The sequence below is a fragment of the Paracoccus amoyensis genome, from assembly GCF_014490725.1.
GTDB classification, from domain to species: Bacteria; Pseudomonadota; Alphaproteobacteria; order Rhodobacterales; family Rhodobacteraceae; genus Paracoccus; species Paracoccus amoyensis.
On sequence record NZ_JACOQL010000004.1, the window covers coordinates 1 to 20970 of the forward strand.

General features: G+C 63.0%; 22 protein-coding genes, 1 tRNA gene and 3 pseudogenes. 20 read left to right on the forward strand and 6 right to left on the reverse strand.

Annotation, left to right across the window (positions count from 1 at the left end):
• The first annotated feature begins 71 nt into the window (after positions 1-71).
• Positions 72-148: transfer RNA gene (locus tag H4P12_RS12525), tRNA-Met, on the forward strand.
• 474 nt (positions 149-622) lie between these two features.
• Here the strand turns inward: H4P12_RS12525 and H4P12_RS12530 are convergent.
• A pseudogene (locus tag H4P12_RS12530) lies at positions 623-1138 on the reverse strand (phage terminase large subunit family protein); the annotation flags it as partial.
• On the opposite strand from H4P12_RS12530, the pseudogene H4P12_RS12535 reads away from it, so the two are divergent.
• From H4P12_RS12535 to H4P12_RS12580, 10 genes and pseudogenes are all read left to right on the forward strand, one after another.
• Positions 1136-1465, forward strand: a pseudogene (locus H4P12_RS12535) (IS3 family transposase); the annotation flags it as partial. The pseudogenes H4P12_RS12530 and H4P12_RS12535 sit on opposite strands and share 3 nt — an antisense overlap.
• A 199-nt stretch (positions 1466-1664) precedes the next feature.
• Positions 1665-1958, forward strand: a complete 294-nt coding sequence (locus H4P12_RS12540) for a type 1 glutamine amidotransferase family protein (protein ID WP_187794017.1) — start codon at positions 1665-1667, stop codon at positions 1956-1958.
• 226 nt (positions 1959-2184) lie between these two features.
• Positions 2185-3189: a cytochrome c oxidase subunit II gene (locus H4P12_RS12545; protein ID WP_223115808.1), complete on the forward strand. Its 1005-nt coding sequence runs from the start codon at positions 2185-2187 to the stop codon at positions 3187-3189.
• The gene (locus H4P12_RS12550) at positions 3186-5732 is read left to right on the forward strand and encodes a cbb3-type cytochrome c oxidase subunit I (RefSeq protein ID WP_187794018.1); all 2547 of its coding nucleotides are present in this window, start codon (positions 3186-3188) and stop codon (positions 5730-5732) included. Before H4P12_RS12545 ends, H4P12_RS12550 begins: the two co-directional genes overlap by 4 nt.
• Entirely contained in the window at positions 5732-6142 is a 411-nt protein-coding gene (locus H4P12_RS12555) for a hypothetical protein (protein WP_187794019.1), read from the forward strand. The genes H4P12_RS12550 and H4P12_RS12555 overlap by 1 nt, the downstream gene beginning before the upstream one ends.
• The gene (locus tag H4P12_RS12560) at positions 6139-6738 is read left to right on the forward strand and encodes a cytochrome c oxidase assembly protein (protein WP_187794020.1); all 600 of its coding nucleotides are present in this window, start codon (positions 6139-6141) and stop codon (positions 6736-6738) included. Before H4P12_RS12555 ends, H4P12_RS12560 begins: the two co-directional genes overlap by 4 nt.
• Complete coding sequence (locus tag H4P12_RS12565; RefSeq protein ID WP_187794021.1) at positions 6735-7748, forward strand: c-type cytochrome; 1014 nt, start codon at positions 6735-6737, stop codon at positions 7746-7748. Before H4P12_RS12560 ends, H4P12_RS12565 begins: the two co-directional genes overlap by 4 nt.
• Positions 7749-7896: 148 nt before the next feature.
• Positions 7897-9072, forward strand: coding sequence for an ATP synthase F0 subunit B (locus tag H4P12_RS12570; RefSeq protein ID WP_246449288.1), 1176 nt, complete (start codon positions 7897-7899; stop codon positions 9070-9072).
• 651 nt (positions 9073-9723) lie between these two features.
• Complete coding sequence (locus H4P12_RS12575; RefSeq protein ID WP_187794022.1) at positions 9724-9918, forward strand: hypothetical protein; 195 nt, start codon at positions 9724-9726, stop codon at positions 9916-9918.
• Between the two features lie 94 nt (positions 9919-10012).
• Entirely contained in the window at positions 10013-10486 is a 474-nt protein-coding gene (locus H4P12_RS12580) for a sigma-70 family RNA polymerase sigma factor (RefSeq protein WP_187794023.1), read from the forward strand.
• Positions 10487-10592: 106 nt separating this feature from the next.
• Here H4P12_RS12580 and H4P12_RS12585 read toward each other — a convergent pair whose 3' ends face one another.
• The gene (locus H4P12_RS12585; RefSeq protein WP_187794024.1) at positions 10593-11090 is read right to left on the reverse strand and encodes a YciE/YciF ferroxidase family protein; all 498 of its coding nucleotides are present in this window, start codon (positions 11088-11090) and stop codon (positions 10593-10595) included.
• A gap of 135 nt (positions 11091-11225) precedes the next feature.
• Here H4P12_RS12585 and H4P12_RS12590 point away from each other — a divergent pair, with 135 nt between their 5' ends.
• From H4P12_RS12590 to H4P12_RS12600, 3 genes are read left to right on the forward strand one after another with little or no spacing between them, the layout of a single operon-like run.
• Positions 11226-11936: a hypothetical protein gene (locus tag H4P12_RS12590; protein ID WP_187794025.1), complete on the forward strand. Its 711-nt coding sequence runs from the start codon at positions 11226-11228 to the stop codon at positions 11934-11936.
• Positions 11933-12790 (forward strand): glucose 1-dehydrogenase, encoded by an 858-nt coding sequence (locus H4P12_RS12595; RefSeq protein WP_187794026.1) that lies wholly within the window; start codon positions 11933-11935, stop codon positions 12788-12790. The genes H4P12_RS12590 and H4P12_RS12595 overlap by 4 nt, the downstream gene beginning before the upstream one ends.
• A gap of 13 nt (positions 12791-12803) precedes the next feature.
• Positions 12804-13031 (forward strand): hypothetical protein, encoded by a 228-nt coding sequence (locus tag H4P12_RS12600; RefSeq protein ID WP_187794027.1) that lies wholly within the window; start codon positions 12804-12806, stop codon positions 13029-13031.
• 60 nt (positions 13032-13091) lie between these two features.
• Here the strand turns inward: H4P12_RS12600 and H4P12_RS12605 are convergent, their stop codons facing one another.
• Both H4P12_RS12605 and H4P12_RS12610 read right to left on the reverse strand, forming a co-directional pair.
• A complete protein-coding gene (locus tag H4P12_RS12605) occupies positions 13092-13274 on the reverse strand; it encodes a DUF3008 family protein (protein ID WP_187794028.1) in 183 nt (60 codons plus the stop codon).
• 70 nt (positions 13275-13344) lie between these two features.
• Complete coding sequence (locus H4P12_RS12610) at positions 13345-13641, reverse strand: PRC-barrel domain-containing protein (protein ID WP_187794029.1); 297 nt, start codon at positions 13639-13641, stop codon at positions 13345-13347.
• Between the two features lie 173 nt (positions 13642-13814).
• Here H4P12_RS12610 and H4P12_RS12615 point away from each other — a divergent pair, with 173 nt between their 5' ends.
• Entirely contained in the window at positions 13815-13979 is a 165-nt protein-coding gene (locus tag H4P12_RS12615; RefSeq protein ID WP_187794030.1) for a hypothetical protein, read from the forward strand.
• 168 nt (positions 13980-14147) lie between these two features.
• Here the strand turns inward: H4P12_RS12615 and H4P12_RS12620 are convergent.
• Both H4P12_RS12620 and H4P12_RS12625 read right to left on the reverse strand, forming a co-directional pair.
• Positions 14148-14471: pseudogene (locus tag H4P12_RS12620) on the reverse strand (acyl-CoA dehydrogenase family protein); the annotation flags it as partial.
• Positions 14472-14615: 144 nt separating this feature from the next.
• Positions 14616-14918, reverse strand: a complete 303-nt coding sequence (locus tag H4P12_RS12625) for an Arm DNA-binding domain-containing protein (RefSeq protein WP_343069825.1) — start codon at positions 14916-14918, stop codon at positions 14616-14618.
• A 210-nt stretch (positions 14919-15128) separates the two neighbouring features.
• Here H4P12_RS12625 and H4P12_RS12630 point away from each other — a divergent pair, with 210 nt between their 5' ends.
• From H4P12_RS12630 to H4P12_RS12650, 5 genes are all read left to right on the forward strand, one after another.
• A complete protein-coding gene (locus H4P12_RS12630; protein WP_187794032.1) occupies positions 15129-15374 on the forward strand; it encodes a FitA-like ribbon-helix-helix domain-containing protein in 246 nt (81 codons plus the stop codon).
• Positions 15371-15790 (forward strand): type II toxin-antitoxin system VapC family toxin, encoded by a 420-nt coding sequence (locus tag H4P12_RS12635; RefSeq protein WP_187794033.1) that lies wholly within the window; start codon positions 15371-15373, stop codon positions 15788-15790. The genes H4P12_RS12630 and H4P12_RS12635 overlap by 4 nt, the downstream gene beginning before the upstream one ends.
• Positions 15791-18538, forward strand: coding sequence for a class I SAM-dependent DNA methyltransferase (locus tag H4P12_RS12640; RefSeq protein WP_187794034.1), 2748 nt, complete (start codon positions 15791-15793; stop codon positions 18536-18538).
• Positions 18538-19317 (forward strand): hypothetical protein, encoded by a 780-nt coding sequence (locus tag H4P12_RS12645; protein WP_187794035.1) that lies wholly within the window; start codon positions 18538-18540, stop codon positions 19315-19317. Before H4P12_RS12640 ends, H4P12_RS12645 begins: the two co-directional genes overlap by 1 nt.
• A gap of 70 nt (positions 19318-19387) precedes the next feature.
• Positions 19388-20860 (forward strand): ATP-binding protein, encoded by a 1473-nt coding sequence (locus H4P12_RS12650; RefSeq protein ID WP_187794036.1) that lies wholly within the window; start codon positions 19388-19390, stop codon positions 20858-20860.
• Positions 20861-20970 lie beyond the last annotated feature (110 nt).

The window sequence follows — 20970 nt, forward strand, 5'->3', positions numbered from 1 at the left end:
CTCTGAAACGATGAAAAAACGCCAATCACCAAACAGATCGGCGTCACGCGCAACACCAATGCGCAAACTGTCGCGGGGTAGAGCAGCCCGGTAGCTCGTCAGGCTCATAACCTGAAGGTCACAGGTTCAAATCCTGTCCCCGCAACCAACACTAATTCGCCAATCTTATCAAAAGCCTCGGTGCATCCGCCCGAGGCCTTTTTGTTGTTCGCACGCCGGGTGATCTCGCGTAGCGGCTGGTCCGTCGCCGGGCGCAAGAGGCCTGCCAGCGCGCCCTGCAACTCGATCGTCAGACCGTCTCCATCTGCATCCGGCACCAGCACGATGGTCTCGACCAGAGCGCGCAGCGCCTCCTTCGCCTCCTCCATCCCCTCGGCATCCGACAACCCGCGGATCAGCGCGCCCACCCGGTCGCGATAGGTATGCGCCATGGAGGGATGAATGCGCAGCGGATCGGCGGCGGGCGCCGTCGCGAGCATCGACACGGTCTCCCTTCTGCGCGCATCAAGCGCGATCATCCGGTCCTTGACATGCTCGGCCGGCACGCCGGCGATGATGGCATTGACCAGCTTCTCGTGGTCGCCAGTGACCTGGCGCAATTCCTTCTCCAACGCGCCGCGTCCGGCACGAAATAGCGCCGCTGGTCCGATGCCTCGAATTCCTGCTCGATCCGGCTCAGCCCCCGGATCGTCGGCGTCGAGACCAGGAACACCTTTCGGCGATGCGCGAAGGTCGTGCTGCGGGCCTCGGCCAGCGTCACCGGATCGCATTCCTCGTCGGCCGAGGGGGGATAGGCGTCGATCTCGTCGAGAAACAGGTAACGCGCCGGCGTGGACCGCAGGCCTGTAGCCGAGTTCGCGCCGGTCAGGACCAGAATGCCGCCCGGGAATTCCTTGGACAGCATCGAATTGCCCGCATCCCGCGACCGGGCCGGGCTGACCCGTTCACGAAGCGCCGGGCTGTCAGAGATCAGCGGATCGAGCCGCCCGCGCGAGGCGCGCTTGGCCATCTCCACCGTCGGGAGCACCGCCAGCATCGGACCGGGCGCATGGTGGATCACAAATCCGATCCAGTTGTTCCCGGCTTCAGTGGCGCCGACCTGCGCGGCCTTCATGAAGGAAATCCGCTGCGCCGGGTGGCTGTTGCCCTGCGCCGATCACTACCGGGCTGTATTCACCACACCGACCGCGGCGCGCAATACTGCGCCCATGGCTATCAGAAACTTCTGCACAAAAGTGCGCTCAAGGGATCGATGAGCGGCAAGGGCAATTGTTATGATAATTCGGCGGTCGAAAGCTTCTTCAAATCGCTGAAGGCCGAACTGGTCTGGGGGCGCGACTGGTACACCCGGGGTGACGTCGAGATTGCCCTCTTCGAATACATCAACGGCTTCTACAATCCGCGCCGAAAACACTCAGCCCTGGGCTGGAAATCACCCGTGGCTTTCGAACAGAAGGCCGCTTAACATGAGCACCCGACCGGAACAAAACCGGTGCAGGTCCAAAACTGGGTCGAGACGCTCCAGGGCCGCACGGTGGGATTCCTGTTCGCCGAAGGTTCCGACAAGGCGGCGATCGACACCTTGTCCGAGGCGATCCGAGTGAAGGGCGGAACCCCCTTCACCCGGATCGCCCAAGGTTGGCGGCATCGAGGTTCAGGGCGACATGCTGACGGCGGACGGGCAGCTTGCCGGTTCGCCTTCGGTGCTGTTCGATGCGGTGGCGCTGATCCTTGTGCCCGAACAGGCCGAAAAGCTGGCCCGCGATGCGGCTGCGGTCGAGTTCGTCATGGACGCTTATGCCCATCTGAAGGCGATCGGTCATAACGATGGCGCAAAAGCCCTGCTGGATCGCGCAGGGGTGGAACCGGATGAGGGAACGGGTCCGCGGGAGAGCCTGCCGGAACTGACAACCCGGCGCTTTTGGGACCGAGAGGCGAAAATCCGCGACCTTGCCTGAACCTGTCTCGACAGCACGGCAGGACCTTTGACCGCTGCGCCTCTCGCCCTCTGGATCGTAGCGGATACCGCAGCGCGAGGAGTTCGGAGCCGGCCGTTCGGTTGGGGGGCGACGGAACGGAATCCGCGGCGAGAGGTTGTCCGAGTGGCGCAGGGCGCTCCACAGCCGACGGCAACCTCTGAAAGGAAGGCGCGTCTGGTCCCAGTTTAGAATTCCGGAGGGAGAAATGCTCAGGAAGGCAATCTCACCACGTTTCCTGCGATCCCCTGCCTGCCTGTTGTTGGTCCTGCCTCTGGCAGCCTGTGATGGACGACAATCGGTACTGAACGCCGCCGGGCAGGACAGCCGGCAGCTGCTGTATCTGTTCATTGTGATGCTTGCGGGTGCGGTGGTGCTGTGGCTGGGTCTGAACGGGCTGTTTCTCTATGTCACCCGGCTGCGCCCTCAGGCGCTGAAGATCCACAATGTGAACTGGTTCCTGTTCGGCGCGGGCGTTCTGTTTCCGAGCGTCGTCATCGGCGCCCTGCTGGCATGGGGGCTGTCGATCATGCCCGCGCAACGCGCCGCAGGCGACGGGCTGCGCATTGCCGTACATGCAGAAGAATGGTGGTGGCGGGTCGAATACTGGCCGAAAGGCGCCACCACGCCCATCGTTTCGGCCAATGAAATCCGCTTTCCCGCCGGCAGCAGATCCGAACTGCATCTGTCCGCCGACACCTATATCCATTCGCTGTGGATACCGGCGCTTGGCGGCAAGATGGACATGATTCCGGGCCGGACAACGGTGCTGACGCTGCATCCCGATCTGGAAGGCTTCTATCGCGGCCAATGCGCCGAGTTGTGCGGCGCCTCACATGCGCTGATGGCGTTCCAGGCGGTGGTCATGGCGCCGGACGATTTCGCCCGGTGGCTGAAGGATCAGGCCGCCTCCGCCCCGCCGCCCACGTCCCCCGCCGCGACACGCGGCGAAGCCCTGTTCCGCGACGAAGGCTGCGGCGCCTGCCACACGGTGCGGGGCACGGAATTCGTCGGTGCTGTCGGCCCCGATCTGACCCATTTCGCCTCGCGCGGGACGCTGGGGGCAGGAAACTGGCAGCCGACCGCCGAAAACCTGATGGCCTGGATCGCCCATGCCGACGATCTGAAGCCAGACGTCGCCATGCCCGCCTATGACTGGCTCGACCCCGATCAGCTGGCCGATCTGGCCGCCTATCTGAAGGGGCTGACATGACCGGCCGCAGCCCACAGGGGCCTTTTCCGCCGACCGAGGAGATGCTGGCCCGGCCCGTCCCCACAGCCTTGCAGGTGGCGCAGGAGGAGGAGCTGCACGCGGCATGGCGGACCAGGACCGGACTGCGCTATCTCATGTCGACGAACAATACCGTGATCGGCAAATGGTACGCGGCGACCTGCCTTGTCTTCATGCTGTTCTCGGGCGTGCTGGCGCTGCTGATGCGCATCCAGCTTGCCTTTCCGGGCATGAACTTCCTCGATGCGGATCGCTTCAACCAGTTCTTCACCATGCATGGCACCGGGATGATGTTCCTGTTCGCCGTGCCGCTGTTCGAAGCGATGGCAATTCTGCTGTTGCCGGCTTTTCTTGGCGCCCGCGACATGCCGTTTCCACGCCTTTCGGCCTTCGGCTACTGGTCCTTCCTGATCGGCGGGGTCTTCGTTCTCGGCTCGGTCCTGTTCGACGCCGCGCCGAGTTCGGGCTGGTTCATGTATCCGCCGCTGGCCACCGAAGCCGAAGGCGCGGGTTCGGATATCTGGCTTCTGGGCCTGTCCTTCATCGAAGTCGCCTCGATCGCGGCGGCGGTCGAACTGATCGTCGGCGTGCTGAAATGTCGGCCGCCCGGCATGCGGGTCAACATGATGCCGCTTTACGCCTGGTATGTGCTGGTCGTGGGTGGGATGATCCTGTTCGCCTTTCCGCCGCTGATCGCGGGCGATCTGCTGTTCGAGCTGGAACGCGCCCTCGACTGGCCCTTCTTCGATCCCGCGCGCGGCGGCGAGCCGCTGTTCTGGCAGCACCTGTTCTGGATCTTCGGCCATCCCGAGGTCTATATCGTCTTTCTGCCCTCGATCGCCATTGCCGCGATGATCGTGCCAACCGTCGCCCAGCGGCCGATCGTCGGCTATTCATGGATCGTGCTGTCGGCGGTCGGGACCGGATTTCTCAGCTTCGGGTTGTGGGTGCATCACATGTTTACCACCGGGCTGCCGCTGATCTCGCTCGGCTTCTTCTCGGCCGCGTCCGAGGCGGTGGTGATCCCGACCGGCATCCAGATCTTCGTCTTCCTGGCGACGCTGGCGCTTGGCCGGGTCCGCATGAGCCTGCCGATGCTGTGGATCGCGGGGGCACTGGCGATCTTCACCGCCGGTGGATTGACCGGGGTGATGCTGGCCATCGCACCCTTCGACTGGCAGGTTCACGACACCTATTTCATCGTCGCGCATCTGCACTACACGCTGTTCGGGGGGATGATCCTGCCGGTCATGGCCGGCGTCTATTACTTCCATCCCTTCTTCGCCAAGCGGATGCTGTCTGAACGCCTGGGAAAATGGGCGTTCTGGCTGATCTTTGGCGGCTTCAATCTGTGCTTCCTGCCGATGCATCTGACCGGTCTTCTGGGGATGCCGCGCCGGGTGTTCACCTATCCGGGCGACATCGGCTGGAACACGCTGAACCTGATCTCGACCATCGGCGCCTTTACCATCGCGGCGGGCTTCGCCATCTTCCTGTGGGATCTGGTCCGGCCCGGAAAACCCCATCTGACCAACCGCAACCCATGGAATGCGGGCACGCTGGAATGGACCGACCAGGTCCGTCACCGCGACTGGGGCGTGCGTTCGATCCCCTATGTCACCTCGCGCTATCCGCTTTGGGATCAGCCAAAGCTGGTCGCGCGGATGGATGCCGGCCGCTACTACCTGCCCGATGCGCCCGAGAGGCTGCGCGAGACGATGGTGACCAGCGTCATCGACGCCAGGCCCACGCAGGTGCAGCGCGTTACCGGCGACAGCTGGATTCCGCTTCTGGCCGCGATCTTCACCGGCGGATGCTTCATCCTGCCGATCTTTCACCTTTATGCGCCGGCGGCGATGTCCGGCGTGATGGCGGTCGGCTGTATCCTTTACTGGCTGTGGACCGCCACCGCCCAGGTGCCGAAGGCCGAGATGAGAAAGGCCGGGCTGGGTCTGAAACTGCCCCTCTATGCCTCCGGCCCCGAGGCGGTCGGCTGGTGGGCGATGTGGATCACCATGCTGGCCGATTCCACCGCCTTCGCCTCGCTTGTCTTCGGCTTTTTCTTCTACTGGACCGCGCGGGCGGATTTCATTCCCGGTGACGCGACCCACGCCGATGCGGGGCTGGTCGCGCTCTGTGCCGCCGGGATCCTGCTGTCATGGGGACTGACCTATGGGGCCCGCCACCTGAACCGCAGCGCTCACGCGACTGCGGCACGATCTGCCCTGATCGCCGCCCCGACGCTGGCGCTTGGCGCGGGCACGGCGCTGGTGCTTTCGGTGCTGGAACTGTCGCCCACGAGCCATGTCTATCCCGCGATCATCTGCGCCCTGGTGATCTGGACCGGCGCGCATATCGCCCTTGGCATACTGATGCAGTTTTACTGTCTGGCCGGAACCATCTTCGGCAAGATCGATCCGAACCATGACACCGATCTGTGGAACGTGACGCTCTACTGGCATTTCCTGCTGATGACCGTGGCGGTGACAGCCGCCGTCATCGGCCTTGCACCGAGGTTGCTGTGATGGCCCAAAGATCGCTGCCCCCGACCGATCGCGAAGACGAGGACGAGTTGCGCGACGAAAGCCTCAGCCTGTGGCGGATCGCCTTTTCGCCGATCATCTGGGCGGCTCACTTCCTGCTCTGCTATGCCGGGGCGGCGATCTGGTGCGCCAGGGTCGGGCCGACGCAGGGGACCGCCTTCCTGCGACTGTCGGTCCTTGCCTTGACGCTGATCGCGCTCGGGCTGATCGGTTGGGTCGGGTGGAGGGCGCTGCAACAATGGAGGCCGGAGGCGTCGACCGCCGACCGGCTTCATCATCCCGAGAACCGTCATCATTTCCTGGGTCATGCGGCGGTGCTGCTGTCCCTCATTTCGGTCGTCGGCGTGATCTATGTCGCATTGCCGGCGCTGTTCATCGGGACATGCCAATGAGCGGTCGCGGGCTTCTTGCCGCATCGGGCCTGTCGCTGCTGGCGGCGATCTGGCTGCTGCCGCTGGACATTCTGCTGCCGCGCTTTCCACTGCACATGCTGCGCCATATGGGGCTGGTCGCTGTGTCTGCGCCGCTGCTGGTGCTGGGCTTTCCGCGGCTTGGCCGCAAGCTGGCGATCCCGCCGCTGATCGCGGTGCTGCTGGAATTCCTGCTGGTCTGGGCGTGGCACCTTCCGGCGGCGCATGGTCTGGCTTACCGGCTGCCGGGCGCCTTCGCGCTTGAACAGGGGGGGTTCCTGCTGGTCGGGCTGCTGGTCTGGGCCGGATGCCTGCGCGGCGTGGTGACGGGCGACAGGGGACAGGCGCTGATCGGCGCGACCGGCCTGCTGCTGACCTCGATGCATATGACGCTGCTCGGAGCGATCCTGACGCTGGCGCCGCGCGATCTTTACGCCGGCTTCTGCGGCACCGCACCGGATCTATCCGCGCAGACCGTGGGCGGGATGCTGATGCTGGCGATTGGGACGCCGATCTATCTGGTCGCCGGGGTGGCGCTGGCAGCCATTGCCCTGAAACCGCACGAGGCCTCCGCATGACCCGGCTGCGGATAGTCCTGCTGACCCTCGCCGCGGCAGCGGCACTGGCCGGAACCGCCGGACTGGCGACGGTCTTTCTGGGTCTTTTCAATACCTCGGCGCGGGACGGGCATTGGTCGGCCACCGCATGGGCAATGCATGAGACCTTTGAGAACGGCGTCGCCCGGCGTGCACCGCCGGCCGCGTCGGTGCCGCCGGGCCTTGTCGATCCGGCGCTGATTGAACTGGGCGCGCGCCATTACGACAGCGCCTGCCGGATGTGCCATGGCACGCCGGGCCGCAGCGCCGATGCGACCATCGCCGCAATGGAGCCAGCCCCGCCGCAGATCAGCACCGCCGTCCGCGCATGGCAACCACAGGAGATGCACTGGATCGTCGACGAAGGCGTGAAGATGACCGGGATGCCCGCGTGGCCGGCGGAGGGTCGTGGCGATGAGGTCTGGGCGGTCGTGGCCTTCCTGAATGCCGTCAAAGCCGGCATGGACGGGCAGGAATATGACCGCATCACCGCCCCCGCCGCCGAGGGCTATTGCGCCGGATGCCACGGCGCGACCGGCACGCCGCTGGCGCCCCGGCTGAACATCCTGACGCCCGCTTATATCGCCGAGGCGCTGGCCGCCTATCGGTCCGGCACGCGGCCGAGCGGTTTCATGGCCCATGCCGTCACCCGCGTCCCGCCCGAGGCCGAGGCGCGACTGGCCGAGGCGCTGTCCACGCTGTCCCCGCCGCCGCAGCTGCGGGTCGCGGGCGACCCCGCCCCAGGCGAAGCCTTGGCCCGCCGGGGCAGCCGCGATATTCCGGCCTGTCTGAGCTGCCACGGTTCGCGAAATACCAATCCGTTGATACCGCGGCTTTCGGGTCAGAACGAGGCCTATCTGGCGGCTCAGTTGAAATTGTGGCGCGACGGGCAGCGCGACGGCTCGGACCGGGCGGTGCTGATGTGGCAGGCCGCGCGCGACCTCAGCGATCAGGACATTGCCGATCTGGCCCGCTATTTCGCCGCCCAATGACGGCCCCGTGCGGCGCAGATCACCCGCGTCCGCCAAGCGGCGGGAAGGCTGGAACAAAACCGCGCGACGCCGGTTTCTAGACTGCACCGGAGAGAAAGGCTCCGATGACAGTTCACGCCCGACCGCAAGAGCCTCGCCAGATGAGGACATGCTAACCATCGTCACAGAGGATACCGTCATGGTTGAAACCAGAGATATCATAGAGCCGCCTCGCAGGATCATGGACTGGCCCGCCATTTTTGCCGGCGCGGTCATCGCCGCAGGAGTCAGCGTGGTGCTGACCGGCTTCACCACCGCCTTGGGCCTTGGCGCGATGTCGGCCGAACCGGGGCGCGGCATCGGCGGCTTTACCGGCGCTCTGGTGGCGCTGTTCGCCTTTCTCGGCATGCTGCTGTCCTATGCGCTTGGCGGCTATATCGCGGGGCGGATGCGCACGCCGGTGCCGGGGATCGGTGCGGACGAGGTGGCTGCGCGCGACGGCACACATGGCCTGACCGTCTGGGCAGTCGGCACGCTGCTGGCAACTTTCTTCGCCCTCAGCCTCGCCGCAGGCGGCCTGCGGACCGTCGGCAATACCGCCGCCGCCGTTGCCGAGGCGGGCGGTGCCGCAGTCGGCGGCGCGTTGCAGGGCACCGGCCAGGTCGTCGGGGGCGTCGTCAGCGGCGTAGGACAGGTCGCCGGGGGCGCGATCAGCGGGGCCGGTCAGGCCGTGGGTGGCCTTTCGCAGGGCGCGGGTGAGGCAGCGGGCACGAATGGGTTTCAGGACATGCTGCCGCCCGGCCTGCAATCGAACCCGATCGACTATCTGACCGACCAGCTTCTGCGCCCGCAGCAGCAGACCACGCCCACCACCTTCTCCGATGAGGCAATCCGCCGCGAAGTCGGTAATATCATCGGCAATATCGTCCGCACGGGCGAGCTGTCCGATGCCGACCGGACCTATCTCGTGCAGGCACTGGCAGCCCGGACCCAGCTATCCGAACAGGAGATCAATCAGCGCATCGACCAGTCGGTCCAATCGATCACCGCTATCCGCGAAGAAGCACAGCAGCGCCTTGACGAGGCCCGTGCGCAGGCCGAGGACCTGGCCCAGCAGGCCCGCGCCGAAGCCGAACGACTGCAGACCGAGGCGCAGGCGCAGCTGGACGAGGCCCGGCAGGCGGCGATAGATGCTGCGGAAAGCGCCCGTAAGGCAGCGGTCTGGTCCGCTCTGTTGCTGGCAGTCTCCTCGATCATCTCTGCCCTGGTGGCCTTCGCCGCCGCCATCAAGGGTGGCCAGGACCGCGACCACGGTCGTTTCTGGCTGCGCCGGTCGCAGGCCTGATGCGATCCCCAGCTGTCTCCCCGGCCTTCCGACACGGCACAGGCGGCAGGGGGGATTGCCGTCCCGCAGCTTCCCCGGCCGCGGGAACGTCGCAGCAAAGGAACGGAGGCCCCGCCATGGCGCGGGGCCTCGCAACGACAACCCCGCCAGACCAGTCGCCAGTTGCCCCACGCTCGCCTGGATGACGAAACCGACGCCCCTGTAATGCCGGGTGTGATCACCGGTCCGGTAGATGAACTCACGCCCGATCCCGCCCGGGAACCGGCGCCGGCAGGTCAGTCGTCCGGCTGATGCGGATTTCGCGCCGGTTGGCAGCCGGAAGGTGATACCAGAGATCATTCGACCGATGCCTTCGCGCAGCTGCTGCGTTCTTTCGGAAACGTGCCGTTGGTGGTGTCAAAGGCAGGGATGGAAAGGGGGTCCGCCCCCCCCCTTCTGTTTCGCAAACCCGCCCCAGCAGCGGCGATCCCGGTAGGGCTGGGTGTCTGTGCCATCGGGTAGGACGCCTTTGCCGATTTCGCTGGCCGCAAGACGCAACGGCATGTGTGACATGAGAGTGCTATACTCACGAAAGAATGTAGTCAGGATATTCGCTTGGCGACAATATTCGGCTAATATATGTGAATATTCCGTCTTTGAATTGAGGTGCGGATGCGTGACAATGAATGCGGGCCGGCCGCCATGTCTGAACTGGATGAGCCTCTGTCCGACTTGCTGGCTCAAGTCAAGAAAGAGCCGATTTCTACGGAGTTACAGGAATTGGCGGCCCGTCTGGATGCCGCGCTGCTGACAGCCCGGGTCACCCGCAGCGCCGCCGAGAATGAACCACAAAGAGACATATCCTGATGGCCAGATGATCCTTGCCCGGCACGGCAAGCGCGGAACCCGGCTTGCCCGGAGGCGTTGATCCGGCGTTACTACTCGGGAGCATCGGATCGTCATGTCGGACGACATACTCACCCAGATACCGGCCCTTCGAGCATATTCACGGGTGTTGTGCAGATCAGTTCCGGAAGCAGAAGATCTGGTTCAGGAAACCCTTCTGCGCGCAATAGAAAATGCCCATCGCTATCAACCGGGCACCCATCTGCGCGCCTGGCTGTTCACCATCATGCGGAATCGCTTTCGGACGAATTGCGGAAAAAGCGCCCGTGAGCGCACGGGGGCCGCAGACTGCATTTCCACCATGCCACGAGTGAAGCCGCCACAGGAATGGCATCTGCAGGCGAACCATATGTGGGCCGCGCTGAAAGATATCCCGCCGCATTACCGCGAGGCGATCATTCTGGTCGGCGTTCTGGGCGAAAGCTATCGGGACGCGGCGCAGATCCTCGGCTGCGATATCGGCACGATAAAAAGTCGTGTGAACCGTGCGCGGTCGATATTGCACAAGGTGGTCGAACCAATGCTGTGATCCCGCGAAAGACCCGGCGAGGGGGTTACCGGGTCCTTTGCACGCATGGCTGAAGGCAAGACCGCCTTCACCGCAGCGGTTTGGCGGTGGTGCGGATTGGCGTTGCTCAGCGACCGTTCATTGCCTCTTGGTTGCCCTCACTTTCGGCGATTTCGCTTAGCAGCTCATCCGCCGCCGATTCCTCGTTCAGCGTCTGTTCCAGAAGGGCTGCCGCATCATTCAGCCCAAGCTGCTGCGCCCATTGCCGCAAGGTGCCATAACGCGCGATCTCATAATGCTCGGCCGCTTGTCCCGCCGCGATCAGTCCGGCATCCAGTGCCGGCGCGCCGCTGAAGTCGGACATCACCTCCTCGCCTTCCTCGATGATCCCGTCGATCGCCTGACAGGTCTTGCCGCGCGCCGGCTTGCCGATGATCTCGAAAACCTGCTGCAAGCGCTCGACATGGGTTTCGGTTTCAGCCCGGTGATCTTCGAAGGCCTGACGCAGCCGGTCGGATTGCGCCCCTTGAGCCATCTTCTTCAGCGCCTTCAGCAACTGCCGTTCGGCATAATAGATGTCTTTCAGCGTTTCATGGAACAGATCGTCAAGTAGCTTCTCGGCCATCGGATATCTCCTTCAATGTGTGAAAGCCCTGGATTGAAGGGGTGAGTAACCGGCGACGGGATAAAATGTTCCCGGGAACAAAACGCCGCCCGGCAGGTTCTTGGCGTCGGAAACCGCGAGATTGCCGGAGGCCCCATGTCCGATCCGAATTCAACTGCCCGAAACGATCACGGCTGGCTGCTGGCAGGCATCTGGGCGTCGCTGCTGTCAGCAGTGGTGCTCGGCCTGCTGTCGGTCACACGCGGACTGCCTGTCTGGATGCCGCTGAATGTCCCCACCCATGCGTTTTACGGTCCCGAAGTTGCACAGGAAACCGCCCTGGACCTGTCCCATACGGCCGTGGGAGGCTTCATCCACGTGGTGGCGTGTTTTTTCTGGGCGGCGGTCGCGGTGGTCATCCTCCGAATCCTGCGCAGGTTTCGCATTGGATCGGTCTGGCTTGCCGGACTGGGCACCGCCGTGCTGGCGGGGCTGATCGACTATGGGGTGATGCCCATGCGCCTGCGACCGGGTTGGGAACTGGTTCTGTCGCCCTTCGGAGTCGCGATCGGCCTGCTGGCCCTGGGGATCGGCCTGTCGCTAGGCTTGCGCGGCATGGGATCGCCGGAACAAGCCGGAACGCCATTCCAGTCCGCGGAAACGACCCCGGTGACCGCCATGATCGTTTCGGCAGAAGAACAGCCTCGCTCCGAACTGGAACGGCTGCGCCATCCCGGTCCGCATGTGATCGACCAGCGCCAACAGCGCATCGACCCCGCCAACCAGGTGACGGAAGATCCGAACTTTCGTCACCACAACACCAAGCAGCCCGGCGAGCCGGGCGATGACGAAAGGCAGACCCCATGATCGACTATCCAAAACCGCCCTTCCCCGAACAGCAGCAATCGCTGCCGGGCACGTTCCAGAAGATGGATCCCCGTCCCGATCACGGCGAGGAGAGCTGGCGCGGCGCCGACCGGCTGAAGGGAAAGGTGGCGCTGATCACCGGCGGGGACAGCGGCATCGGCCGGGCCGTCGCCATCGCCTATGCCCGCGAAGGCGCTGATGTGGCGCTGTCCTGGCTGAACGAGACCGACGACGCGGCCAGCACCGCCGATCTGGTGCGCAAGGCCGGGCGCGAATGCCTGTCCATCGCCGGCGACATCGCCGACCCAGACCATTGCCGCAGGATCGTCGCCGATGTGGTGGACCGTTTCGGGCGCATCGACATCCTGGTCAACAATGCCGCCCATCAGGAGGTTTTCGAGACGATCGAGGACATTCCCGACGACGAATGGCGGCGCACCTTCGCGGTCAATATCGACGCGATCTTCTATCTGACCAAGGCGGCGGTGCCGCATATGCCCAGGGGCAGCGCGATCATCAACACCGCCTCGATCAACGCCGACAAGCCGAACCCGACGCTTCTGGCCTATGCCACCACCAAGGGCGCGATCCAGAATTTCAGCATTGGGCTGGCGCAGATGCTGGCCGATCGCGGCATCCGAGTGAATTGTGTGGCCCCCGGCCCGGTCTGGACGCCGCTGATCCCGGCCAGCATGCCGCCCGAGAAGGTCGCAGAATTCGGCGCCGACTACCCGATGGGCCGCCCAGCCCAGCCGGTCGAGCTGGCCTCGGCCTATGTGATGCTGGCCGAGCCGATGTCGAGCTATGTCTCGGGTGCGACCATCGCCGTCACCGGCGGCAAGCCGATGATCTGAGAAGGGCGTGATCATGACCAAACGCATTGCCATTCTTGTCTGTGGCATCGTCGCGGGCTTTGCCCTGAAGGAATTGACGAAAGCTTTTACATGGCGGGGCACAGATTCGCGGCAGCGGATCCGTTCGGCCGGCCGTCGCGAGATGCGGAATCCGCTGCACGATGGGGACATCGTCGATGAACGGGCCGACCAATCCTTTCCGGCATCCTTTCCCGCAAGCGATCCGCCGGCGACATATTGACGGAGGAAAATCGGACGAAGGCTGCGCACCTTCGTCCGTCATCTTGGCCGCAGGGAAAAATCAGCCCTTGTGCTCGGGCTTCCCCTTGCGTGGCGTGCTCGCCAATTCTTCGAGCTCGTCTTCGGTCATCGAGTCATACATCTCTTTCGACGCGCCCCGCAGTTCGTCCTTGCGCGCCTCACCACGCTTGACCGAAAGCGCGACGGCGGCGGCCTGCTGTTGTGCCTGTGACTTGGCTGGCATCACGTTCTCCTGTGGCGATGGACGACCAGCCCGTGACCGGCCCGTGAAACGGGCCGGTCGAACGGCGATGTTATGCCCGATAGTCCGGCATTTCCTTCAACTGATCCTTGGTCCAACTCGTTACAGCGTGAACATCGCCATTTGCGTCGCGCATGAATTGCAGTTCGCGCGCCGAAACCTGCACGGGTTTCGATCCGATGCCCAGAAAGCCGCCGACATCGAGCACCACCTGGGCGTCGCCACCCGTCCCGATGACTTCCGATACACTGCCGATCTTTTCGTCCTGCGGCCCGTAAACGGTCGCGCCATTCAATGTGGCCTCGGTCAGATCGGTGTCAAGCAGCCGGACATGTTTGCTATGGTCCATTCGAGTATCCTCCTTGGATGTTGAGGCCGTGTTAACCGGCAGGGTACCGGTCTGTTCCCTCACAGTCGCGTGAGTGCTTTCGTGTAAACATTTCGTGCAAACATGGGGAAACATTTGGCCGCCCAATCTGTTCAACGGCCCTCGCATTTCGCGTCCTCACAGGAGGAGAAGACATGAAACATGTGTTCGCCACGACCGCGCTTGCCTTGGTGCTTGGGACCGGTGCTGCTTACGTGCGAACCACGACAGCGCCGGCCGAACCAGATGCCACGACCACAACCGAAACCGCGGCTAGCATCACGGTGCCCGAAGGCTATGCCGAGAGCAATGCCCACTGACAGCGGAGCTTCTGCAGGACATCACGGTCTACGACGCAAGCGGCGAAGAGATCGGAGAGGTTTGCAGGGTGATCTTTTTCGATGGCACAACGTCGCTTCAGGCCGATGCAGACAGCATGGACACATCAGGCGCTGACACGGCAGTGCCAACCGATACCGCAGGGACGCATGCTGGCCGATATAACCGAGGATCATATTGGTCGAGATCGGCGCCACCTGATAGAGCCGCGTTTCGCGGAACTTGCGTTCCACATCATATTCGTTGGCGAAGCCGAAGCCGCCATGGAACTGGATGCAGGCATTCGCCGCCTCCCAACTGGATTTGGCCGCGACGTATTTCGCCATGTTGGCCTCGGCCCCGCAGGGCTGGTCGGCCTCATAGAGCCGGCAGGCCTGCCAGCGCATCAGGTTGGCGGCCTCGACCTCGATGAAGGCCTCGGCAATGGGGAATTGCACCCCCTGATTGGCACCAATGGGGCGGTCGAAGACTGAGCTACTTCCCCGATCCTTGGACAGATTTTCGGCTGATTTAAGCTACTGCCTGTGCCTGCTGATCGGTTTCAATGCTGTTCAGGTAGACCACGGCGGGCGGCTGTCCGCCATGGGCGGCGTGTGGTCGCCGGTGGTTGTAGAAGGTTATCGGTCGACCAGATCCGGAAAGCGCGGCGCTTCGCGGATTTCCTCTCGCTCCGACAATGGGTCCAGCCCGCTGTCGATGACGCGGCGCAGCGCCTTGGCGCGCTCGCGGGCGGCGGTCACGTTCCATTCTGGCCAGCGCCCGATGGTCAGCCGTCGCTGCCGCCCAGCGGCGCGGTAATCGAACATGAAGCTGCGACCGCCCGACGGGTAGATGCAGATCGACAGCCCCAGTACCTCGGTGTCGAATATCTGCCATGCCTTCACGCGCCGCTCGGCCGCCCGAACCAGTTTTTCGGTCAATCTTTCTCTGTTTCGCAAGGCTCAAACCTCTGTTTTGCAATCCGACACATGCGTAGAAGTGCCGGCCTATCAACGGATTGATCTGCCAGCCGGAAAACAGGCGCAGACCGGCGTGCGAGGGCAGGGAAGGGTGCCGGTCGGGAGAAAGCGGCTATTGATTGCACTGCAATCACGGCCTATTCTATCTCAGGTGGAAACCGGAGCAGGCATATGGCGAGCATCACGATTCGAAATCTCGATGACGGCATCAAGCGCCGCCTGCGCGTGCGCGCGGCCGAGCATGGGCGATCGATGGAGGAAGAGGCCCGCGAAATCCTGCGCGAGGTGGTCGGCGACACCCGTCCACCCATGAACCTGGCCCATCGACTGCGCGCGCGTGTCGCCGAAATCGGCGGCGTCGATCTGGACATCCCCGCCCGCGATCCCATGCGCGCCCCGCCTGCCTTCGATCAATGATAATTCTCGATACCAATGCCCTGTCGGAAATCCTGCGCCCGGCACCGGAACAGCGTGTCGTCGACTGGCTGGCGACGCGGGATGGCGCCACAATCCATCTGACCGCCATCACCGAGGCCGAGTTGCGCCACGGCGTTGCGATCCTGCCCGCGGGCAAGCGCCGCGACGGCCTGGCCAGGATGATCGACCAGATCGTGCGGGAGGATTTCGCGGGCCGCATCCTGCCCTTCGACAGCCCGGCGGCCGAAGCCTTCGCCGTCATCGGTGCCGCCCGCCGCGCGATGGGTCGCCCGATCATGCATGCCGACTGCCAGATCGCCGCCATCGCGCGGGTCCATGGCGCGACCGTCGCCACCCGCAACACGCCGGATTTCGCCGATTGCGGCATCGACCTGATCAACCCGTGGAAGACCTGAATGAACGCCGTCGAGATCGAAGAAGCCATTTCCCAGCTTGCCGAACAGCCTTTTGAGGCGGCCGAGTTTCCCTATGCCTTCCTGCTGGCCTTCGGGAACAAGGATACCACGATCAAGCGCCTGCGCGCGGGCAACTCGAACAAATCCGACCTCGGCGGCGTCCTTCAGACCAGCAACATCCACATCAAGACCTGCGCCGAGGGCGAGGCAACCGTGACCCTGCGCGCCTTGCGCGAAAGCCCCGCCACCGCGCGGGCCAAGGCGAAGTTCATCCTCGCCACCGACGGGGTCGAGTTTCAGGCCGAAGACCTGACCTCGGGCGAGGCCATCATCTGCCCCTATGCCGATTTCCCGAACCATTTCGGCTTCTTCCTGTCGCTGGCCGGCATCACCACCGTCCGCGCCATCCGCGAGAACGCCTTCGACATCAAGGCGACCGGCCGCCTGAACCGGCTCTATATCGAACTGCTGAAGGACAACCCCGAATGGGGCGCCGCCGCGCGACGGCACGAGATGAACCAGTTCATGGCCCGGCTGATCTTCTGCTTCTTTGCCGAGGATACCGGGATCTTCGCGCAGGAAACCGTCTTCACCCGCACCATCGACACGATGAGCGCGCGGGACAGCTCGAACACCCATGAGGTGATCGGCGAACTGTTCCGGGCGATGAACACCAGGGCCGAGGATCGCGCGGCCGCAGGCATCCTCCGCTGGGCCGACCCCTTTCCCTATGTGAACGGCGAACTCTTCTCCGGCACCACCGAGGCGCCGCGCTTCAGCAGGATCGCGCGCTCCTACCTTCTGACCATCGGGGGCTTGGACTGGACGCGGGTGAACCCGGACATTTTTGGGTCAATGATCCAGGCCGTCGCGGATGAGGAGGAGCGCGGCGCCCTCGGCATGCACTACACATCGGTGCCGAACATCCTGAAGGTGCTGAACCCGCTGTTTCTGGATGACCTGCGCGCGGCGTTGGAGGAGGCGGGCGACAACAGCCGGAAACTGCTGAACCTGCGGGGCCGCATGGCGCGGATCAGGGTGTTCGACCCGGCCTGCGGATCGGGCAATTTTCTTGTCATCGCCTATAAGGAGCTGCGGGCGATCGAGGCCGAAATCAGCCGCCGCCGGGGCGAGGCTGATCGGCGGTCCGAGATCACCCTGACCAATTTCCGCGGCATCGAACTGCGCGACTTTCCCGCCACCATCGCCCGGCTGGCGTTGATCATCGCGGAATATCAATGCGACGTGCTGCACAGGGGGCAGCGCGAGGCCACGCGGGATTTCCTGCCGCTGGACAGCAAGAACTGGATCACCTGCGGCAACGCCCTGCGGCTGGACTGGCTGTCGATCTGCCCGCCGACCGGAACGGGGGTGAAGCTGCGCGGGGAGGATCTGTTCGCCACCCCGCTGGATCAGGCCGAGATTGATTTCGAGAATGAGGGTGGCGAGATATTTATCTGTGCAAACCCGCCCTATCAGGGCAGTGTTAATCAAACGCCGTCTCAGAAAGACGACATGGCACGTATCTTCTCGCCTGTCCTAAAAACATACAAAGACCTCGACTATGTCGCCGCTTTCGTTCTCAAGGTTGCGCAATTCAATAGGATGACAGGCTCAAAGAGCGCCCTTGTGACGACGAACTCGGTCACTCAAGGTGAGCAGGTTGCGATGCTATGGCCTTTGGTGTTCTCGCAAAGAAACGTCATACATTTTGCGCATACGTCATTTCTGTGGAGTAATCTTGCAAGTAATAAGGCGGCAGTTACTTGTGTGATTGTCGGACTATCTCCAATGGAAGAAAGCGAATGTCATCTATTCGATAACGGAGTTGTCCGATCAGTCCGAAACATCGGTCCATACCTTGTTGCAGGTGATTCTGTCATTGTTAAAAAACGCTCCGCGCCACTCTCGGGGTTGTCAATGATGCAATCAGGCAACAAGCCAACAGATGGTGGCAACCTAATTCTTTCAAGCAATGAGCGGTCGGCGATAGCGAGCACAAGCCCAGCCAGCATGCGTTTCATGAAGCGGTACGTCGGATCGAGAGAAATCATTAACGGTGGCAACCGCTGGTGCATCTGGATTGAAGACGATGAACTAAATGATGCGAAGAGTATTCCAGAATTCCGTGAAAGGCTCGAAAGGGTGCGGCGCCTCCGCGAGACAAGCAACGGGAAGCAGGCGAATGACAACGCCGCTTCTCCACATCGCTTCGTATTCGCTCCGCACAGCAGGGGCCTCTCAATAATGGTCCCGAATGTCTCTTCAGAACAACGACAGTTCCTTCCTTGTAACATCGCTGACTATGCGACCGTAGTTTCAAATCTCGCATCGGTAATCTACGACGCCCCGCTCTGGAACATGGCGCTGATCGCCTCGCGCCTGCATCTGGTCTGGATCGGCACCGTCTGCGGCAAGATGAAAACCGACTTCCGCTATTCCAATACCCTCGGCTGGAACACCTTCCCCGTCCCGCCGCTGATCGAAAAGCAGAAATCCGACCTCACCGCCTGCGCCGAGGCCATCCTTCTGGCGCGCGAGGCGCATTTCCCCGCCACCATCGCCGACCTCTACGACCCCGAAAACATGCCCGACAACCTCCGCGCCGCCCATGACCATAACGACGAAGTGCTGGAACGCATCTACATCGGCCGCCGCTTCCGCAACGACACCGAACGGCTGGAACACCTGTTCAGCCTCTATACCAAGATGACCACCAAGCCGAAGGCAGTGGCTGGGGGCGTATGATGGATAGCTATATCTGCTATCAAATGTGGCATGGTCATCGTGATGCGCTTATTCGGGCGCACGAATTCTATGTGCGAGAGGCAAAGGCGCGCCTTCTGACACGGTTTGGGAACATTGAGGCCGAAGCAGATGAAGCGGCCGAACGTGCATTGAAAGATACTTCACGTTGGTTCGATCCTGATCGGCATGACCCTAGCGACTTCTATGAATCGGCTGCGGAGGTGGGGCAAGAATTTTATGATCTGCTTACCCAGATGCATGATGATACACGACTGAACATTATTTCCGGGTTCTTTCATCAATGGGAGAAGAGTCTTCGGCAGTGGCTCGCAGATGAATCCAGAAAGTGGCATCGCGACGACAACCTGAGCAACGCAATCTGGAAGGTAAAGTTTGACGATCTCGTTGCGCTCCTTGAAAGCTGGGGTTGGGCGGTGCGTGGCGAACGGTGGTTTGCCGACCTGAACGCCTGCCGGATGATCGTGAATGTTCATAAGCATGGCGATGGACCATCGTTAGATGCGTTGGCGAAAAATCATCCGCAATATTTGCCAAGTCCACTCTCATCATTTGGCGGACAGGATTTCATCTCCAACAATAACCCGACCCATGAGGACTTGAAGGTGGATGATCAGGATTTGGATAAGTTTTCAGGTTCAGTTGTGGAATTCTGGCGAGCGGTCCCAGAAAATGTGACCTTCGGAGAAGTGAAGCTCTCTCCTCCCGTGTGGTTCGCCAAGGCATACAACAAATCTGCACCGGCAGGAGCTACTTCATGAGGCCAGTGACAGTCGTTCCCTCCGCTTCGGTCAATGACACCAGACCAACCACCAGCCCGAAGGCCCGCGCATGAGCCTTTCCCCCATCCAGACGCTGGAACGCACCCGAAGGCTGATCGACGACCTGCGCGCCCGCACGGCCGAAACCTCGTGGCTGGAGTTCAAGGAGAACAACGCCGATGGCCCGCTGATCGGCAAGCTGGTCTCGGCCCTGTCCAACGCCGCGCGTCTGGCCGACCAGCACTTCGCCTATCTGGTCTGGGGTATCCGCGATGGCGATCACGAGGCGGCCGGCACGACCTTCGATCCGGCCACCAAACGCGAACAGGGACAGCCGTTCGAGATCTGGCTGGCGAGCCGGCTGCAACCCGGTCTCGATTTCCGGTTCGAGGAGGTCGAGTATCACGGCCAACGGCTGGTCCTGCTGACCATTCCCGCCGCCGCCACGGCGCCCGTCGAGTTCGACCGCACCGGCTATCTGCGGATCGGCAGCGCCACGCCGCGCCTGTCCGATCACCCGGAACGGTTGCGGGCGCTGTGGGCGAAACTGCAACCCTATGCGTGGGAGGCGGGGCTTGCGGCGCAGTTCCTGACCGGTGACGAGATGCTGGCACGGCTCGACTATGCCAATTACTTCGATCTGACCGGTCAGCCCCTACCCGACAACCGGCAGGGCATTTTCGACCGGTTTCAGGCCGACCGGCTGATCCAGCCCGATGTCGGCGGTCATTGGAACATCACCAATCTGGGCGCGATCCTGTTTGCCAAGCGGCTGTCCGACTTCGGCCCTTCGATCGCCCGCAAGGCGGTCAGGTTCGTCGCCTACGGTGGGGCGGGCCGCGCCGATACCGTGACCCATCGCCAGGATGGACAGCGCGGCTATGCCGCAGGGTTTCAGGGGCTGGTCGATTACATTGACGGGTTGCTGCCGAGGAACGAGCATATCGGCTCGGCCTTCCGCGAGGAACGCCCGCTCTATCCCCCTATCGCCATCCGCGAGTTGATCGCCAATGTGCTGATCCATCAGGACATGACGATCACCGGCGCCGGTCCGCTGATCGAGTTGTTCAGCGACCGCATGGAGATCACCAACCCCGGCGCGCCGCTGGTCAGCCCGGATCGGTTCCTGGACTCTCCGCCTCGGTCCCGCAACGAGGCGCTGGCCTCGCTGATGCGGCGGATGCGGCTGTGCGAGGAGCAGGGAACCGGGATCGACAAGGTGCTGACGGCGGTCGAATTGCACCAGTTGCCGCCGCCGGACTTTCGCACTGAAGGCGAGGCGGTTAGGGTCGTGTTCTTCGCCCCGCGCCGCTTTGCAGAGATGACGCCGGAGGAGCGCGTCCGGGCTTGCTACCAGCACGCGGCACTGAAGTACGAAAGCGGCCAGCGGATGACCAATGCGAGTCTGCGCGACCGGCTCGGCATTGATCCTCGCAATGCTTCACAAGCTTCTGTAATCATTCGCCAGGCCCTGGATGTCGGACTCATCCGCCCCGCCGACCCCGAGCATCCGCGTGCGGGCTATGTCCCGTTCTGGGCATGAGGGCGGCAAGTTTTGATCGGGTTTTGATCGCAGGGATGTTCCGGGGAGAAGTATCGGTGAAAATGTCAATGAAATCAAAAAATTGCTTGGCATCATCGGCAGACTTTCGT

Coding starts and splice junctions, on each gene's coding strand:
- H4P12_RS12540 (WP_187794017.1), top strand. CDS start 1,665: ATGCTGACGGCGGACGGGCAGCTTGCCGGTTCGCCTTCGGTGCTGTTC.
- H4P12_RS12545 (WP_223115808.1), top strand. CDS start 2,185: ATGCTCAGGAAGGCAATCTCACCACGTTTCCTGCGATCCCCTGCCTGC.
- H4P12_RS12550 (WP_187794018.1), top strand. CDS start 3,186: ATGACCGGCCGCAGCCCACAGGGGCCTTTTCCGCCGACCGAGGAGATG.
- H4P12_RS12555 (WP_187794019.1), top strand. CDS start 5,732: ATGGCCCAAAGATCGCTGCCCCCGACCGATCGCGAAGACGAGGACGAG.
- H4P12_RS12560 (WP_187794020.1), top strand. CDS start 6,139: ATGAGCGGTCGCGGGCTTCTTGCCGCATCGGGCCTGTCGCTGCTGGCG.
- H4P12_RS12565 (WP_187794021.1), top strand. CDS start 6,735: ATGACCCGGCTGCGGATAGTCCTGCTGACCCTCGCCGCGGCAGCGGCA.
- H4P12_RS12570 (WP_246449288.1), top strand. CDS start 7,897: ATGCTAACCATCGTCACAGAGGATACCGTCATGGTTGAAACCAGAGAT.
- H4P12_RS12575 (WP_187794022.1), top strand. CDS start 9,724: ATGCGTGACAATGAATGCGGGCCGGCCGCCATGTCTGAACTGGATGAG.
- H4P12_RS12580 (WP_187794023.1), top strand. CDS start 10,013: ATGTCGGACGACATACTCACCCAGATACCGGCCCTTCGAGCATATTCA.
- H4P12_RS12585 (WP_187794024.1), bottom strand. CDS start 11,090: ATGGCCGAGAAGCTACTTGACGATCTGTTCCATGAAACGCTGAAAGAC.
- H4P12_RS12590 (WP_187794025.1), top strand. CDS start 11,226: ATGTCCGATCCGAATTCAACTGCCCGAAACGATCACGGCTGGCTGCTG.
- H4P12_RS12595 (WP_187794026.1), top strand. CDS start 11,933: ATGATCGACTATCCAAAACCGCCCTTCCCCGAACAGCAGCAATCGCTG.
- H4P12_RS12600 (WP_187794027.1), top strand. CDS start 12,804: ATGACCAAACGCATTGCCATTCTTGTCTGTGGCATCGTCGCGGGCTTT.
- H4P12_RS12605 (WP_187794028.1), bottom strand. CDS start 13,274: ATGCCAGCCAAGTCACAGGCACAACAGCAGGCCGCCGCCGTCGCGCTT.
- H4P12_RS12610 (WP_187794029.1), bottom strand. CDS start 13,641: ATGGACCATAGCAAACATGTCCGGCTGCTTGACACCGATCTGACCGAG.
- H4P12_RS12615 (WP_187794030.1), top strand. CDS start 13,815: ATGAAACATGTGTTCGCCACGACCGCGCTTGCCTTGGTGCTTGGGACC.
- H4P12_RS12630 (WP_187794032.1), top strand. CDS start 15,129: ATGGCGAGCATCACGATTCGAAATCTCGATGACGGCATCAAGCGCCGC.
- H4P12_RS12635 (WP_187794033.1), top strand. CDS start 15,371: ATGATAATTCTCGATACCAATGCCCTGTCGGAAATCCTGCGCCCGGCA.
- H4P12_RS12640 (WP_187794034.1), top strand. CDS start 15,791: ATGAACGCCGTCGAGATCGAAGAAGCCATTTCCCAGCTTGCCGAACAG.
- H4P12_RS12645 (WP_187794035.1), top strand. CDS start 18,538: ATGGATAGCTATATCTGCTATCAAATGTGGCATGGTCATCGTGATGCG.
- H4P12_RS12650 (WP_187794036.1), top strand. CDS start 19,388: ATGAGCCTTTCCCCCATCCAGACGCTGGAACGCACCCGAAGGCTGATC.